Origin of the sequence: Streptomyces sp. AM6-12 (assembly GCF_044327085.1) — a bacterium.
GTDB lineage: Bacteria > Actinomycetota > Actinomycetes > Streptomycetales > Streptomycetaceae > Streptomyces.
This window is the reverse complement of record NZ_JBIQWN010000002.1, coordinates 821,535-835,565: the sequence shown is the minus strand read 5'-3', so window position 1 is coordinate 835,565 and position 14,031 is coordinate 821,535. Positions and strand designations below refer to the sequence as shown.

The 14,031-nt window shown below is 72.5% G+C and carries 12 protein-coding genes; 5 read left to right on the top strand and 7 right to left on the bottom strand.

The window, feature by feature from the left end; all coding sequences use genetic code 11:
* The first annotated feature begins 27 nt into the window (after window positions 1-27).
* Both asnB and ACE4Q9_RS32165 read left to right on the top strand, forming a co-directional pair.
* Window positions 28-1,818 (top strand): asparagine synthase (glutamine-hydrolyzing), encoded by a 1,791-nt coding sequence (asnB, locus tag ACE4Q9_RS32170; RefSeq protein ID WP_397988032.1) that lies wholly within the window; start codon window positions 28-30, stop codon window positions 1,816-1,818.
* A 303-nt stretch (window positions 1,819-2,121) separates the two neighbouring features.
* Window positions 2,122-2,328 carry a hypothetical protein gene (locus ACE4Q9_RS32165; RefSeq protein WP_397988031.1) on the top strand — a complete coding sequence of 69 codons (207 nt, stop codon included), beginning with the start codon at window positions 2,122-2,124 and terminating at the stop codon, window positions 2,326-2,328.
* A 69-nt stretch (window positions 2,329-2,397) separates the two neighbouring features.
* Here the strand turns inward: ACE4Q9_RS32165 and ACE4Q9_RS32160 are convergent, their stop codons facing one another.
* The 3 genes from ACE4Q9_RS32160 to ACE4Q9_RS32150 form a co-directional block, all read right to left on the bottom strand.
* Entirely contained in the window at window positions 2,398-2,841 is a 444-nt protein-coding gene (locus ACE4Q9_RS32160) for a Fur family transcriptional regulator (protein WP_397988030.1), read from the bottom strand.
* Window positions 2,842-2,958: 117 nt separating this feature from the next.
* Window positions 2,959-3,900 carry a LuxR C-terminal-related transcriptional regulator gene (locus tag ACE4Q9_RS32155; protein ID WP_397988029.1) on the bottom strand — a complete coding sequence of 314 codons (942 nt, stop codon included), beginning with the start codon at window positions 3,898-3,900 and terminating at the stop codon, window positions 2,959-2,961.
* Window positions 3,901-4,310: 410 nt separating this feature from the next.
* Window positions 4,311-4,703 carry a BlaI/MecI/CopY family transcriptional regulator gene (locus ACE4Q9_RS32150; protein WP_397988028.1) on the bottom strand — a complete coding sequence of 131 codons (393 nt, stop codon included), beginning with the start codon at window positions 4,701-4,703 and terminating at the stop codon, window positions 4,311-4,313.
* 224 nt (window positions 4,704-4,927) lie between these two features.
* On the opposite strand from ACE4Q9_RS32150, the gene ACE4Q9_RS32145 reads away from it, so the two are divergent.
* Window positions 4,928-5,098, top strand: coding sequence for a DUF5670 family protein (locus ACE4Q9_RS32145; RefSeq protein WP_125211829.1), 171 nt, complete (start codon window positions 4,928-4,930; stop codon window positions 5,096-5,098).
* A gap of 292 nt (window positions 5,099-5,390) precedes the next feature.
* Here ACE4Q9_RS32145 and ACE4Q9_RS32140 read toward each other — a convergent pair whose 3' ends face one another.
* From ACE4Q9_RS32140 to ACE4Q9_RS32125, 4 genes are all read right to left on the bottom strand, one after another.
* On the bottom strand, window positions 5,391-6,503 hold the full coding sequence (locus ACE4Q9_RS32140; protein WP_397988027.1) for a hypothetical protein: 1,113 nt from the start codon (window positions 6,501-6,503) through the stop codon (window positions 5,391-5,393).
* A gap of 243 nt (window positions 6,504-6,746) precedes the next feature.
* Window positions 6,747-7,709 carry an SDR family NAD(P)-dependent oxidoreductase gene (locus ACE4Q9_RS32135; RefSeq protein WP_397988026.1) on the bottom strand — a complete coding sequence of 321 codons (963 nt, stop codon included), beginning with the start codon at window positions 7,707-7,709 and terminating at the stop codon, window positions 6,747-6,749.
* A gap of 206 nt (window positions 7,710-7,915) precedes the next feature.
* Window positions 7,916-10,507, bottom strand: coding sequence for an MFS transporter (locus ACE4Q9_RS32130; protein ID WP_397988025.1), 2,592 nt, complete (start codon window positions 10,505-10,507; stop codon window positions 7,916-7,918).
* The gene (locus ACE4Q9_RS32125) at window positions 10,504-11,196 is read right to left on the bottom strand and encodes a MarR family winged helix-turn-helix transcriptional regulator (protein WP_397988024.1); all 693 of its coding nucleotides are present in this window, start codon (window positions 11,194-11,196) and stop codon (window positions 10,504-10,506) included. Before ACE4Q9_RS32125 ends, ACE4Q9_RS32130 begins: the two co-directional genes overlap by 4 nt.
* 448 nt (window positions 11,197-11,644) lie before the next feature.
* Between ACE4Q9_RS32125 and ACE4Q9_RS32120 the strand changes: the two genes are divergently transcribed.
* On the top strand, window positions 11,645-12,676 hold the full coding sequence (locus tag ACE4Q9_RS32120; RefSeq protein WP_397988023.1) for an ABC transporter ATP-binding protein: 1,032 nt from the start codon (window positions 11,645-11,647) through the stop codon (window positions 12,674-12,676).
* Entirely contained in the window at window positions 12,673-14,028 is a 1,356-nt protein-coding gene (locus ACE4Q9_RS32115) for an ABC transporter permease (RefSeq protein WP_397988022.1), read from the top strand. Before ACE4Q9_RS32120 ends, ACE4Q9_RS32115 begins: the two co-directional genes overlap by 4 nt.
* The last annotated feature ends 3 nt before the right edge of the window (window positions 14,029-14,031 follow it).

Below are 14,031 nucleotides of genomic sequence, written 5' to 3'. Positions count from 1 at the left end.
GGGAACCACCTCTCGGAGGCCACCAGCATGTGCAGGATCTTCGGCTCCTTCGCGGTCGCGGCCACCGGCGCCGAACTGGCCACCGTGTCGGCCCGGCAGCGGCACGGGGGGCCGGACGCCCGCGGGGTCCGCACCGGCCGGGGCTGGTCCCTCGGGTGCGACCGGCTCGCCGTGACCGACCCGGCGGGCGGCGCCCAGCCCTTCACCCTGCCGACGGCGCCCGGCGTACTGGCCGTACTGAACGGTGAGATCTACAACCACCAGGAGCTGCGCGGGCAGTTGACCGCCCGCGGCCACCGCTTCCCGGACCGCTGCGACGGCAGCCTGCTGCCCGCCCTCTACACCGAGTTCGGCCCCTGCTTCACCGACCGGCTGGACGGAATGTTCGCGATCGCCGTCCTCGACCTGCGCGAGCGCCGGCCCCAACTCGTCCTGGCCGTGGACACGATGGGCATGAAACCCCTGCACTACCACCAGGGTCCGCGCGGCGCCCTGCGGTTCGCCTCCGAGATCCCCGCGCTGCTCGCCTTCGACGGGGTGCCCGCCACGCCGCGCGAGGACACCCTCGACACCGTCCTGTCCACCCGGACGCCCTTCGGCACCGAGACCGCCCTGCGCGGCATCCGCGTGCTGCCGCCCGGAAGCCTCGCGGTGGCCCGCGGGGGCGAGGGGCTGCGGATGCTGCGCTGCGGACCGCGCGCCGCGGCGCCCCGCGGCGAGCCGGCGCCGTCGGCCGCGGAGGTGCGGGAGACCCTGCGCCGCGAGGTGCGCCGGCTCGCCGACGTCGACGTGCCGCTGTGCGCCCTGACCAGCGGCGGCCTGGACTCGGGCCTGGTGACCGCCCTCGCCGCGGAGCGCAACGAGCCGTTGCACACCTTCCACCTCGGCTACCGCGGCCGGCTGCCGGGCGCCGAGCACACCTATGCGAAGGCCGTGGCCAAGCGCGCCTGCACCCGGCACCACCAGGTCGTCCTCGATCCCGCCGAGCTGCCCTCGCTGCTGACCCGCACGGTGCGCCATCTGGGCCAGCCGCACGCCGATCCGACCACCGTCGGCACCTACGCGCTGTTCCGGGCGGTGCGCGAGGCAGGGTTCACCGCGGCGCTCACCGGGGACGGCGCGGACGAACTCTTCGGCGGCTACGACCGGATCCGCACCGCCCTGGCGGCGCCCGCCGGATCCGACTGGACGGCGGTCTACGCCGACGCGCTGGCGGCCGTGCCCCGGCTGTTGCGGGAGTGGCTCTACACCCCCGAGTACCGGGCGTTCATCGCGGAGCACGGTTCCGCGGCCGACCGGGTCACGGCCGAACTGCGCGCCTGCGGCACCGAACGGGCCGGGGGGCTCCAGCGGTTCGAGACGCGCCGCCGACTGCCCGCGTACCACTTGCGGCGTGTGGACCATCTGAGCATGGCGTGGGCGGTCGAGGCCCGGATGCCGTTCTGCCAGCCGGGCGTTGCGGCCCTGGCCCACCGGCTGCCCGTAGAACTGCGCACCTGTAAACGGGCGTTGTACGAGGCCGGGCGGGGACTGCTCCCGGCCGCCACGCTCCGCCGGCCCCACCAGCCCTTCACACTGCCCCTGTCCGCGATGCTCGCCGCCGACGGGCCGCTGCTGTGGACCCTGCGCGAACTGCTCTCGCCCGCGCGGCTGCGGCGCACCGGGCAACTGCGCCCCGACCGGGTGCAGGCGCTGTTCGCCCGGCACGCCGAACGCCCCTCCGACCAGGACGCCCTGGCGCTGTGGGCGCTCGGCGTACACGAGTTGTGGACCGATGTGGTGCAGGGCCTGCGGGTGTCGACCGGCGTCGCGGCGTGAGCACCTCCGGGTGCCCGGTGCCCGAGGTGGGGCAGAAGCGGCGGCACGCTCCTGCCCCGGCGGCCGCTTCCTCCCGGAGGTACAAAAGGGCCGTAAGCTGAGCCTAGCAGTTCATTTGGGCAGACCAAAGGTGTTGGCTCACCCAAAAAACGCCCCCCGCGTCTTATCTGCGCCATGGCGGGTCTACGACTTGAGGAAACATGGACTCCGAGTCCAGGAAGGGCGATTATGGAAATGTCTTCGGAACACGCCCGGCGGCACGGGCCCGAGGACGGAAATCACCACTCGTTTCCTGGAGGAAAAGTGTCCGCGCCTTCCCGCACCGCCGACTTCCACACCGCCGCCCGCCAGTTCACCCTGGCCGCACTCGTCCGCACCGCCATGACGGGGGGAACGGTCGCGGCCACCGCCACGGGAAAGCACTCGGCACACCGCTCGGTGGCCGGAAACAACTGGCCCAGCACCACGTCCCCGGACAACAACTGGCCGACGGCGACCGCGGTGATCTGACGCGGCGCATTCCCGGGCGCCGGGTGAGTGGGACGGCCATCTCACCCGGCCCCGCCCCTCATCCGCCCGTCATCCGGCTGCGGAAATCACCGGACGACAGTCCGGGCACCGGCCCTTGAAAACAATATCCGCATCGCTCACATCCCACTCCGGCAAATCTTTCCCCGGCAGCACGGGAGCGCGGTGTACGACATTTTCCACGCGTCCGCACCGCACGCACAGCGCATGCTGGTGCCGAGGGCCCGCTATTTCGAAGACCGCCGGCCAGCCAGGTCGCTCGAATTTCGCGACCAGACCGGCTTCCAGGAAATGCCGCAGCATGTCGTAGACGGCCTGGGAGGTGAGGGTGCCCAGCCGTTCGCGGGCCGCGGCCGTCAGGCTCTCGACATCGAAGTGATCGCCCGACGCGAGCACCTGAAGCACTTCCAGGCGCGCGCTGGTGACCCGCAGCCCCGCATCGCGGAGTTGCCGGATCGCCGCCTCGCGCCCCTGAGCCACCGCTTCGCGCGCCATCTCCCCCGCCGGCTGGTGAGACCGAAAGTTTGGCCGCATCGTACCTCTTGGTTCACCGGGCGCTCGGGGCGCGCGCGGACGGCGGCGGCTGGCAAATCCCGCGCCGGGCGGTGGTGTTCAACCGAGCCAGCCGAGCCGGGCGGCCCGCACCCCCAACTCGAAGCGGCTGGACGCGCCGAGTTCTTGCATCAGCTCCGAGATCATCCGGCTCACCGTGCGCAGCGAGACGCCGAGGCTGCGTGCCACCTTCTCGTCCTTCATCCCCGAGGCCAGCATGCGCAGCGCCGCCCGCTGTTGCTCCGAGAGCCCGTCCCCGCCTCGCGCGGGCAGCGCCTGCTCGCCGTACGGCGTCGCGGCGTGCCAGCAGTGCTCGAACAATGTCTGGTACGACCGCACGATCGCGGAGCCGCGCGCGAGGATGGCGCCGGCCGAGCCGTCCTCCGGGTCGACCGGAAGGATCGCGAACTGCCCGTCCGCGATGATCATGTTCATGGGGACGACGGGTGACAGGCGCACCTGGACGCCGAGCTTCGCCTTCATCCGCAGATGCTCCGCGTCCTCGGGCACCGATGTCAGACGCTGGCTGAAGATGGAGCGGACCTGGACCCCTTTCTCGATCTGCCGCCGGTCGCGGTCGAGGGCACGCTCGGGGATCTCCCGGCCCCGTGCGATCGGGTGCATCGAGGCGAGGTTGCTCTGCACCGTCACCGTGATGTCTTCCAGCACCTGTTGGATACGCCGGTAGTCGGAGAGGATCTCGATCTCCACGCCGACCGTCCGGGCCAGCGTCTCCGTGTACAGGAAGTTGCCGGCGAGCGTCTTCAGCGTGTGGTGCGCCCGGTCGGCCTGCTCCAGATGGTCGCGCAGCCGGGTGCGCTCGCGCTCCAGCAGTCGCAGCAGGGCGATCTCGGGCGCGATGACCGTGACGACGTCGCTCTCGGCCTCGTCCGGCGTGTCGGGTTCGAGGCGGTTGGCGTGCAGTCGGCCGGTTCGGACGACCAGACCGAGGTCGATCAGTTCTTCACGGCATCGCCCGAGGGCACCTTCCGACAGACCCATGTCGCGGGCGGCCCTGCGCAGGCTGGACGCGCCCCGTGCCCGAAGATGCCGGTAGAGAGTGAGAGCCAGATCAGTGGATTGCACCCCCGCACCGCCACTGCCATTGATCACCGCGACGCAGCCCCCCTTGTGAATGCGCGAAGCTCTCTCATCACACCTTGTCACAGAGGAGGCCGCAGATCTCCGATGCTGCTTAGTAATGTGACGGTCGTCACGCGTCGGGGCGGCTGCTCGCCGACCGAGCGCGCTCGACGGCGCAGGTGATGCGCTCGCGCTGGCCGCCGGGCCGAAGTCCTCTCACTTCAGGGCGAGATGGGACTCCCGTCGAACCGCGCCACCTCGAACGACCGGAGCGGATACGCGCGTGCACGCCAACGCACCGGTACGGCGGGGCCGTTCACCGAGTCGGTTCACAACGGCCTTGGCGGTGGCGCCTCGTCCGCGAAGTGGTGGCCCGAGGCGCGCAGGGCGGCCGCCAGGACGGACACGTCCTCCGGTGACATGTGCCGCACGAAGTGCTGGAGGGCGGCCTGCCGGTTCCCGGTGCTGCCCAGCGCCTCCCGCATCAGGCTCGCGGTGTACTCCTCGCGGCTGCACAGCGCCTCGTACAGCCAGGCGCGTCCGGCCTTCTCGCGCCGGACCATGCCCTTGCGGTGCAGGATGTCCGCGACCGTCATGACGGTCGTGTAGGCGACCGGCCGGGTCCGGTTGATGTCGTCGACGACTTCCCGGACCGTGGCGGGCCGTCCCCAGTCCCAGAGACGGTCCATGATTTCGGCTTCCAGACCACCGAGCCGTCGCACCTGTTCCCCTCCGCCGCCCGTCACCGAGGCGCTTCACATCGTAGGACAAGCCCTCCGGATGTGGCATCACACCGATCGCGCCCCGGTGCCCGGCGGATTACGCCGGGCGGATCAGTCCCCCTCCGAAACGGCTGCTCCTTCCCCCCGAGCCGTGGAAGTAACCGGTGCTTTGTGCGCTTGCCACAACGAAGCAAGGGCATTGGCTGGCCAGGAGGTTGATAACGATGGTTCCCCTGATTCTGGTTCTTCTTCTGGCCCTGATCCTCTTCGGCGCGGGCTTCGCCCTGAAGGCGCTGTGGTGGATCGCGGTGATCGTGCTCGTGCTGTGGCTGCTGGGCTTCCTGGTCCGGCCCACCGGGAGCGGCGGCCGCCGGGGACGCTGGTACCGGTGGTAGGCGAGACGAGTCGGCTCGCGAGACGGTAGGCGACGCGGACCCCGCGGTACTCCCGGCCGGCGGCGACCCGGTCGGGGAGGTTGGTCCGCTCGCTGCGGGAGGAGGACTCCCGTTCGCCGTCGCCGGGGAAGCGCACGGCGGTCCGGGGCCTCTCCGCGAAACGGAGGCGGTCACCGCGGACCGTCGCCTCGAACGAGATGTCCGGTTCCGGGGATCCGCCGGGGCCGCGCGCGGCAGGTGATCCTTGCACCGGCCCCGTGGCGGCTCCGCCGGGTCCTCGGCCGTCGTTCGTTCACGGCGGCTCGTCCCGCGACTTCCGGGCACGGCGGCGGACGGGCCGCTCCGGCCGCTCGTCATCGCCGCCGCCATCAGCACCTCTGCGGCGCCCACCACCGCTCCCGCTTGCGTCGTCGCCGTCACGGGAACGGCGTGTCCGGGCGATGTTCCCGCCGCGCTCGGCCTCACCGATCCCCCCGGCGGCCCTTCTGGCCGACCGCGCGGTCCGCCGGACCGCCCTGCGCTCAGCCGCCTTCCCCGCAACCTCGGCTGTCCCGCCCTCGCCGCCGACCGTGTCCCCCGCCACGCCGACCGCCTCACCCGCGACGTCGCCCGCCTCCCGCACGGTCCGCCCCGCGGTCCGGCCCGCCTCCGGCACCGCGCCGCCGACCTCGCTCACGGCCCGCCCGGTCCGGCCGCCGGCATCCTCCACCACGCGCCCCGCGCCACCCGCGACGTCCTCCACCACCCGCCGGGCTCCCCCGCCCACGTCCTCGACGGCCCCGCCCGCGCCCGCGCCGACGTCCCGCACCGCCGAGCCCGCGCCCCGGCCCACGTCCCGGACGGCGCCGCCCACTCCGCGTCCGACGCCCTCCACCGCGTACCCGGCGCCGTGACCGACGTCCTCGACGGCCCTGCCCGCCCCGGTGCCGAGTTCGCCCACGGCCAGCCGGGCCCCGCCGCCGACGTCCCGCACCGCCGACCCGACGCCCCGCGCCAGTTCCTCCAGGATCTGCGGGTTGCGATCGAGGGTGGTGAGCACCCGGTTGATGATCGACGCGACGTTGTCGAGCCGCACTCTGAGGTGCGCCTGCGCCTCCACACCGGAGATGCCCAAGTGCACCCGGCCGAGGGCGACATCGGCACCCACGTTCAGCCTCAGCAGGTCCAGGACCTCCGCTTGGAGCGAGACGCGGGCCCGCAGATCCTCCACGTCCAGGTCGATCTCGTCGACCTTGAGCAACGGGACGTCGAGGAAGACGTCGGGCTCGTCACCGGGCGCCAGGACCTCGGCGTCGCCCTCGGGGCCGTAGCCGTCCTCGTCCTCGTAACCGCCCTCCACCGCGTCCTCGTCGTACGGCTCGGGCTCCTCGGCAAGCCCGTCGTCGTTCTCGACGTCGTCGCGCATCCTGGCACCTCCGCGAGTCCGGCGGACGTCATGACCCTTTCAGGCCAGTATGGTGCGCCGACGTACGGAGTCCCCGGCCGCGGCGGGCCCCCGGCGGCGCCGCACCGGGCCGCGCACCAACCGCGCGCGGGGGACCGCGCGACCGTGAGGTGGCGGCGGGCCGGTGCGCCGGACGGGTGACGACGACGGACGCGCCACCCCACCCCGCAGACGGCGCGGACTACGCGGTTGCCGGGCGACGGCTCAGGAGGCGAACGCGTCCACCCCCGTCAGCTCGGCCGACAGCGTCCACAGCCGGGCCGCCTGCTCCGGGTCGATCGCCCACCCCTTGACGCCTTCGCGGGCGTCGCCCTCCGGGGCGAGCTCGGCGATGTCGCAGTCCTCCAGGTAGAGGCCGCCGAGACCGTCGAGCTGCGGGGAGGTCGCCGCCCAGACCTGGGTGGCGGCGCCCTGCTGCGGGGTCTTGAACGCCTCGGGGTGGAGCAGGTTGCCGTGCTCGTCGATCCAGCCGCGCTCGATCATCTCCTCCTGGGCGAGGTGCCGTTGGAGCGGGGTGAGGATGCCGCCGGGGTGCAGGGCGAAGGCGCGGACCCCGGCGTCGCGGCCGAGCCTGTCGAGATGGACGGCGAACAGGACATTGGCGGTCTTGGCCTGGCCGTACGCCCCCCACTTGTCGTAGCCCCGCCGCCAGTGCACGTCGTCCCAGCGGATCCCGGAGGCGTGGTGGCCGCGCGAGGACACGGAGACGACCCGCGCGCCGCCCGGTGCGATGGCGGGCCACAGCCGGTTGACGAGGGCGAAGTGGCCGAGGTGGTTGGTGGCGAACTGCGCCTCCCAGCCGTCCCCCACCCGCGTCTCCGGGCAGGCCATGATCCCGGCGCTGTCGATCACGATGTCCAGGCTCCGCCCGGAGGCGAGGAACCGCTCCGCGAAGCCGCGCACGCTGTCCAGGTCGCCGAGGTCCAGTTCGTCCACCTCGACGCCGGGCAGCCCGGCCAGTGCCCACTCGGCGGTCTCGGGACGGCGCGCCGGTACGACGACCTCGGCGCCGGCCCTGACGAGCGAGCGCGTGGTCTCGAGGCCGATCCCCGAGTAGCCCCCCGTGACGAGGGCGAGCTTGCCGCTGAGGTCGATGCCCGCCAGGACCTCGTCGGCGGTGCTGGTGGCGCCGAAGCCGGACCCGATCTTGTGCTGTGCAGTACTCATACCGGGAACGCTACGAATTGGAGTGCTCTCGAAGTCAAGCACCGCACTGAGCGCCTGCCGGGAGCGGTTGCCCGGCCGGCGCAGCCTCCGGCCTCCACCACTCCGGCCGGGCCGCGACCCATGAGGCGGCCCGGACATGCATCAGGGCCCGCGATCCGCGGGGGATCGCAGGCCCTGATCGGGTGCCCCGGAGAGCGTCGAGCGCGTTACTTGGCGGTGTCCTCGTGGGACAGTTCGAGGTCGAAGTCCGTGGTGCCGCCCGCGTCCACGCGGACGGACCCGGCGACCGGGGCGTACCCGCTGGCGATCACGGTGTACTCGCCGAGATCGAGGTCGGTGAACCCGTAGGCGCCGTCGGGGCCGGTGGTCGCGGTGCCTAGCACATTGCCGGCCGCGTCCAGCAGCGTCACCTTGGCGTCGTCGAGCGGCCCGCCGGTGGCGGCGCTGACGACTCCGTGCAGCTGGGCACCGGCTTCGAGCCGGATCTCGCACGGCTCCGCCGCGCCCGGCGTCACCTCGACGGGCACCGCGGCCGGACGGTAACCCGCCGCGTTCACGGCGAGGGTGTAGCTGCCCGGAACCAGGTTCGCCAGCGAGAAGCCGCCGTCGGCCGCGGAGGTCGCGGAGGTCACCACCTCGCCGCGCAGGTCGGTCGCGACCAGCAGGGCACCCGGCAGCGGGTTCCCCTGGGCCGCGTCCCGGACGGACCCGGCGAGCGCGGCGCTGCTGCCGGTGAGCACGAGGTCGCAGACCACCGGATCGTCGCCGACCAGCACGGTGACGGCCTGCGGCTGACGGGCACCGGCCGCGCCGATCAGCACATAGGTACCGGCACCCGGCACCGACAGCGTGTACGTGCCGTCCACGCCGCTGACCGCGCGGTCGAGCTGCCGGCCGCGGACGTCGATCAGGGTGATCGCCGCCTGCGGGACCGGGGCGTCCGCACCGTCGAGGACCCGGCCGCGGACGACCTGTCCCGCGGCCGGCGCCGATTCGACGGCGGCGTCCTCGACGAGGGGCGCGGAGGTCGCCTGACCGCTGTCCGCCGCCACGGCGCTCACCTGGGCGTCCTTCACGTCGGCGTCCTCGGCCGGGGTGCCGTTCGCCTCAGCGGCCCGTGCCTCCAGGCCGGAGACCTTGCGCAGTGGCACCTCCTTGGTCCACACGGCGACCAGGAAGCCGAGCACCATGATGGCCGCGGCGCACAGGAACACCACGTGCATCGCGTCGGTGAAGCCCTCCTTGAAGGGCTGGGCGAGCCGGGGGTCGAGCTGCTGGATGAAGGAGGAGTCGTCCAGCACGCCCGAGCCGCTGCCGCTCGCGGCGGGGTGCTTGAGCATGTTCAGGACGGGCGCGTTGGCCGGGTCGGAACGCACGGCCGGGTCGTGCAGGGCGGCCTGGAACGCGGGCGTGCGGGCGGCCGCCCGGAACGCGGAGCTGATCTTGTCGCCGACGGTGCTGAACAGCACGGACAGGAAGATCGCCGTACCGGCGGTGCCGCCCATCTGGCGGAAGAAGGTGGCCGACGCGGTCGCCACGCCCATGTCCTTGGGCTCGACGGAGTTCTGCACGGCGAGGGTCAGGATCTGCATACAGCCGCTGAGGCCGAGGCCGAACAGCGCCATGTAGGACATGGTCTCCGGCAGCGGGCTGTCCCACTGGACCCGGTAGTGGAACAGCAGCATGGCCGCGATCAGCAGGATCGTGCCGATGACCGGGAAGATCTTGTACTTGCCGGTCTTGGCGATGATGCGGCCGACCACCATGGTACCGGCGATCATGCCGACCATCAGCGGCAGCATCAGCAGGCCGGACTTGGTGGGGCTGACGCCCTTCACGATCTGGAGGTACAGCGGGACCATCATCATCCCGCCGAACATGCCCATACCGATGAGGATGGACAGCAGGCTCATCTTGCTGAACACGGAGCTGCGGAACAGGCGCATCGGGATCAGCGCCTCGTCGCCCATGGCCCGCTCCACGAACACCCAGGCCACCAGGCCGACCACGCCGACGGCGTAGCAGATGTACGACTTGGTGGAGGTCCAGCCCCAGGTCTGGCCCTGCTCGGCCACGAGCAGCAGCGGCACCACGCCGATGGCGATGGTGAGCGCCCCCCACCAGTCGATGCGGTGCTCGCGCCGGGTGTGCGGAAGGTTCAGCACCTTGGCGACGACGAAGAGTGCGACGATGCCGACCGGGACGTTGACGAGGAACACCCAGCGCCAGCCCGCGATGGCCAGGATGCTGCTGCGACCGGCCAGGAAGCCGCCGATCAGCGGGCCGAGGACGCTGGAGGAGCCGAACATGGCGAGCATGTAGCCCTGGTACCGGGCGCGCTCGCGGGGCGGCACGATGTCACCGATGATCGCCAGCGCCAGCGACATCAGACCGCCGGCGCCGATGCCCTGGAAGGCGCGGAAGGCCGACAGCTCGTTCATCGAGGTGGCGAAGGAGCAGGCCGCCGAGCCGGCGATGAAGATCGTGATGGCCGCGAGGAAGAAGGGCTTGCGGCCGTAGAGGTCGGACAGCTTGCCGTACAGCGGGGTGCTGATGGTCGACGTGATCAGGTAGGCGGTGGTGACCCACGCCTGGGCGCTGAGTCCGTGCAGATCGTCCGCGATGGTGCGGATCGAGGTGCTGACGATGGTCTGGTCGAGGGCGGCGAGGAACATGCCCAGCATGAGACCGCTGAGGATCGTCATGATCTGGCGGTGCGACAGCCGGCCGGCCGGTGGCGGCGGCGACGCGGATATCGCTGGGGTTCCCCCGCGGGCCGGGGACGCGGACATGGTCATGCGTGCAGATCTCCTTGCCTGGCCTCGCCCACCGGGTGCTGCCCGGGCCCGAGGCTCGTGTACGTGCTGTCCACCAGGTCGTCGTTGAGGCGCTTGAGCAGACGGGTGAGAAGGGTGCGGTCCTCGGCCGGCCAGGGCTCCAGGAGCCGGGTCAGTTCCGCCTCGCGGCGGCGTACGGCGCTCTGGTACGCGGCGCGTCCGGCCTCGGTCGCGCTGAGCAGCGAGCCCCTGCGGTCCTCCGGGTCGGGGTGGCGTTCCACCAGCCCCCGGTCCACGAGCGAGCGCACCTGCCGGCTGACCGTCGACAGGTCGAGGAAGACGTCCGCCGCCAGATCGGTCGCGCGGCGCCGCCCGTAGGTCACCAGGCGGGCCAGCAGGACTCGGTCGGCGGCCCCGCACTCGACGCCGGCGCGCTGCGTCCAGGCGGCGAAGTGCCGCATGAGGCGCACCATCTCGGCCCCCAGGCCGGACGCGGCGGCCTCGGCGCTCACGACCTCCTCGATCGCGGCCCTGGCCGCCGTAGCGGTCATGCTCACCGTCGCGGTCCCGGCCGCCGTAGCGGTCGTGCTCGCCGTCGCCGGGGGCGTCGCCTGGGCGGACGGTACGTCGTCCGGGCGCGCGTCGTCGGCCCGTACGGCATCCACCCGTACGGCGCCCTCCTGGCCTCTGCGGCTCTCGGTGCCGATCATCACTCACATTCCGTTGCTTGCGGCTACCAAGTGAGTGTAGAGCCTGGCCGACGCCACCTCTACGCCGGTGTCCGGTCACGCTTCGGCAATACGACGGGGCGGTGGGGGGGGAGCAGGGTACCCGGCCACGCTGTGTGCCAGGACCGCGCGCTGCGCTGGCCGGGCATCGCGGTACGGCCTCCCTGCCGGGCGGACCGCGCTCTAGGGTGACCGCTGCGCCGCCGGGCCCGTCGGGGACGGGAGCGCCGGACGCGCGCACGCGCGGGTGAGGGCGGGGGGTGCCACACGGTCCGGGGCGGGCCGGGTACGGGGGCGTGCGGCGCGTACAGGGAGCGCGCACGCTGTGTCGTACATCCGTAGCCCCGCATTCCCGGAACGTTCAGCTCTCCTCCCTGCCAGGGTTCTTCGGCACCCGCCTACGGTCCTTGCGGTCTTCAAGGAGGAGTTCATGGACGCAGTGCTCGCGGTGCGGGCGCGCGGGATAACGAAGTGCTTCGGTGATGTGGTCGCGCTCGACGGTGTCGACCTGGATGTGACCCAGGGTCAGATCCATGGCCTGGTCGGGCCGAACGGGGCCGGCAAGACGACGTTGCTCGGCCTGCTGCTGGGGCTCGCCGTCGCCGACGCGGGCACTCTGGACATCCTCGGCGTGCCGGTCGGGCGCGCACTTTCGGCCGTTGACGGAGTGGCCGGATTCGTCGACGGGCCCGGCCTGTACCCGTCGTTGACCGCCCGGCAGAACCTGGCCGCGCTGGCCGCGCTGCGCGGGCCCGACGCGCGCACGGCGGGGATCGGGGAGGTGCTCACCGAGGTCGGGCTGCGCGATGTCGCCGACGACCGGGTGCGCGGTTTCTCGCTCGGCATGCGGCAGCGGCTCGGGCTCGCCGCCGCCCTGCTCACCCGGCCCCGGCTGCTCGTCCTGGACGAGCCGTCCAACGGCCTCGACCCCTCGGGCAAGCGGCATGTGCACCGGGTCCTGGACCGGCTCGCGGCGGACGGCACGAGCGTGGTGCTCTCCAGCCACCGGATGGACGACGTCGAGGCGCTGTGCTCCGAGGTGACCATCCTCGCCACCGGACGGGTCGTCTTCTCCGGACCGCTCGCCGAACTTGCCGCCGAAAACCGGGAGTTGGAGTACCGGCTGATCACCTCCGACCCCGCGGCCGCGCGCCGGCTGGCGATCGAGGCGGCGGGTGTCCGGGTCGTGGAGGGCGGCGGTACACGGTACGGCGACGGGGTGCTCGTCGTACGGGCGTTGGTGCCCGCGCTCGACCGGCTCGTGGACCGCGTCGTGCGGTCGGACATCGCGGTACGCGAACTGGCGCCCGTGGTCTCGCCGTTGGAGGCCGCCTTCCTCGCGCTCACCGAACAGCATGACGAGCGGAACCAGCAGGGCCAGGGGAACCAGCAGGACCAGCGGGACCAGCAGGCCCCGTACGGGCAGCAGGCACAGCGGGAACAGCAGGAGGCCGGCCGATGACCGCGACCCTGACGGCGGAGCGCCCCGCCCCCGCCCGGCCGGTCTCCGTATCGCGCGGCTACCGCTTCGAGCTGGTCAAACTCGTCTCGCAGTGGCGGATCCGGCTGCTGGTGCTCGCCTGCTGGATCGTCCCGGCGGTGTTCGTCGCCGGGGTGAGCGCCCAGAGCACCCTGCCCTCCGACACGCTGTTCGGACGCTGGATGCACGCCACCGGCTGGGCGGGGCCGCTGGTGGTGCTCGGTTTCGCGGGCACCTGGGCGCTGCCGCTGCTGACCTCGGTGGTCGCCGGTGACGTGTTCGCCGCCGAGGACCGGCTCGGCACCTGGCGCCATCTGCTGGTGGTCGTACGGTCGGCCCGGCGCATCTTCGTCGCCAAGGCGCTGGCGAGCCTGACCGTCATCCTGCTGCTGGTGGCCGGGCTGGCCGTCTCCAGCGCGGTCGGCGGCCTGCTGGCGGTCGGCGATCAACCGCTGGTCGGCCTCGACGGCCGGCTGCTCGCCCCCTCGGACGCCGCCGTCAGGGTCCTGCTGGCCTGGATCGCCGTCCTCGCGCCGACGCTGGCGCTCGCCGGAATCGGGCTGCTGGGCTCCGTGACCCTGGGCCGCTCCCCCATGGGCCTGCTGCTGCCCGCGGTGGTGGCGCTCGCGATGCAGCTCGCCCAGATGCTGCCGCTGCCCCTCGGCGTGCGCCTCGCGCTGCCCGGCTACGCCTTCATCGCCTGGAACGGCCTGTTCACCAGCCCCGAGCAGGTCGGCCCGCTGCTCATCGGCGTCGCGGTGAGCCTCGCCTGGGCCGTCACCGCGACCGTGCTCGCCCATGTGCTGTTCCTGCGGCGCGACTTCACCGACCAGGGCTACGACGGCTCGGGCCGGCGCGCGGTGACGGCGGGAGTGCTGCCGCTCGCGGGCCTGCTCGCCGTGTCGGCCGCCGTGATCGCGCCGGCCACCGGGGTGTCGGGCTCCGGCATCGAGCAGGACAAGGTGCAGCGCTCGCTCGCCACCGCCTTCGCCCACCTGTACCGGATGCAGACCCGGCAGCTCCACCGGCCGGCCGTCACCGAGGCGCAGCTGAGGGCCACGGCCGCCTGCGACAAGGGCAGTGACAAGGTCGCCGCCCGCGGGCCGGGCAACGACTGGCGCTGCGTCGTGTCCTGGCATCTCCCCGGCGTCGAGGCCACCGGTACGGCCGTCTACCAGCTCGACGTCACCTCGGACGGGCGGTTCGTCGCGGACGGCGACGGCCCGAAGGAAGTGAACGGCTACTTCCTGGTGCGCACCCCCGAGGGGGACGCGCCGAACCCGCTGTGGCAGTTCGACGGGAACGTCGAGCTGCTCCCCACCTCGAAGGGATAACCC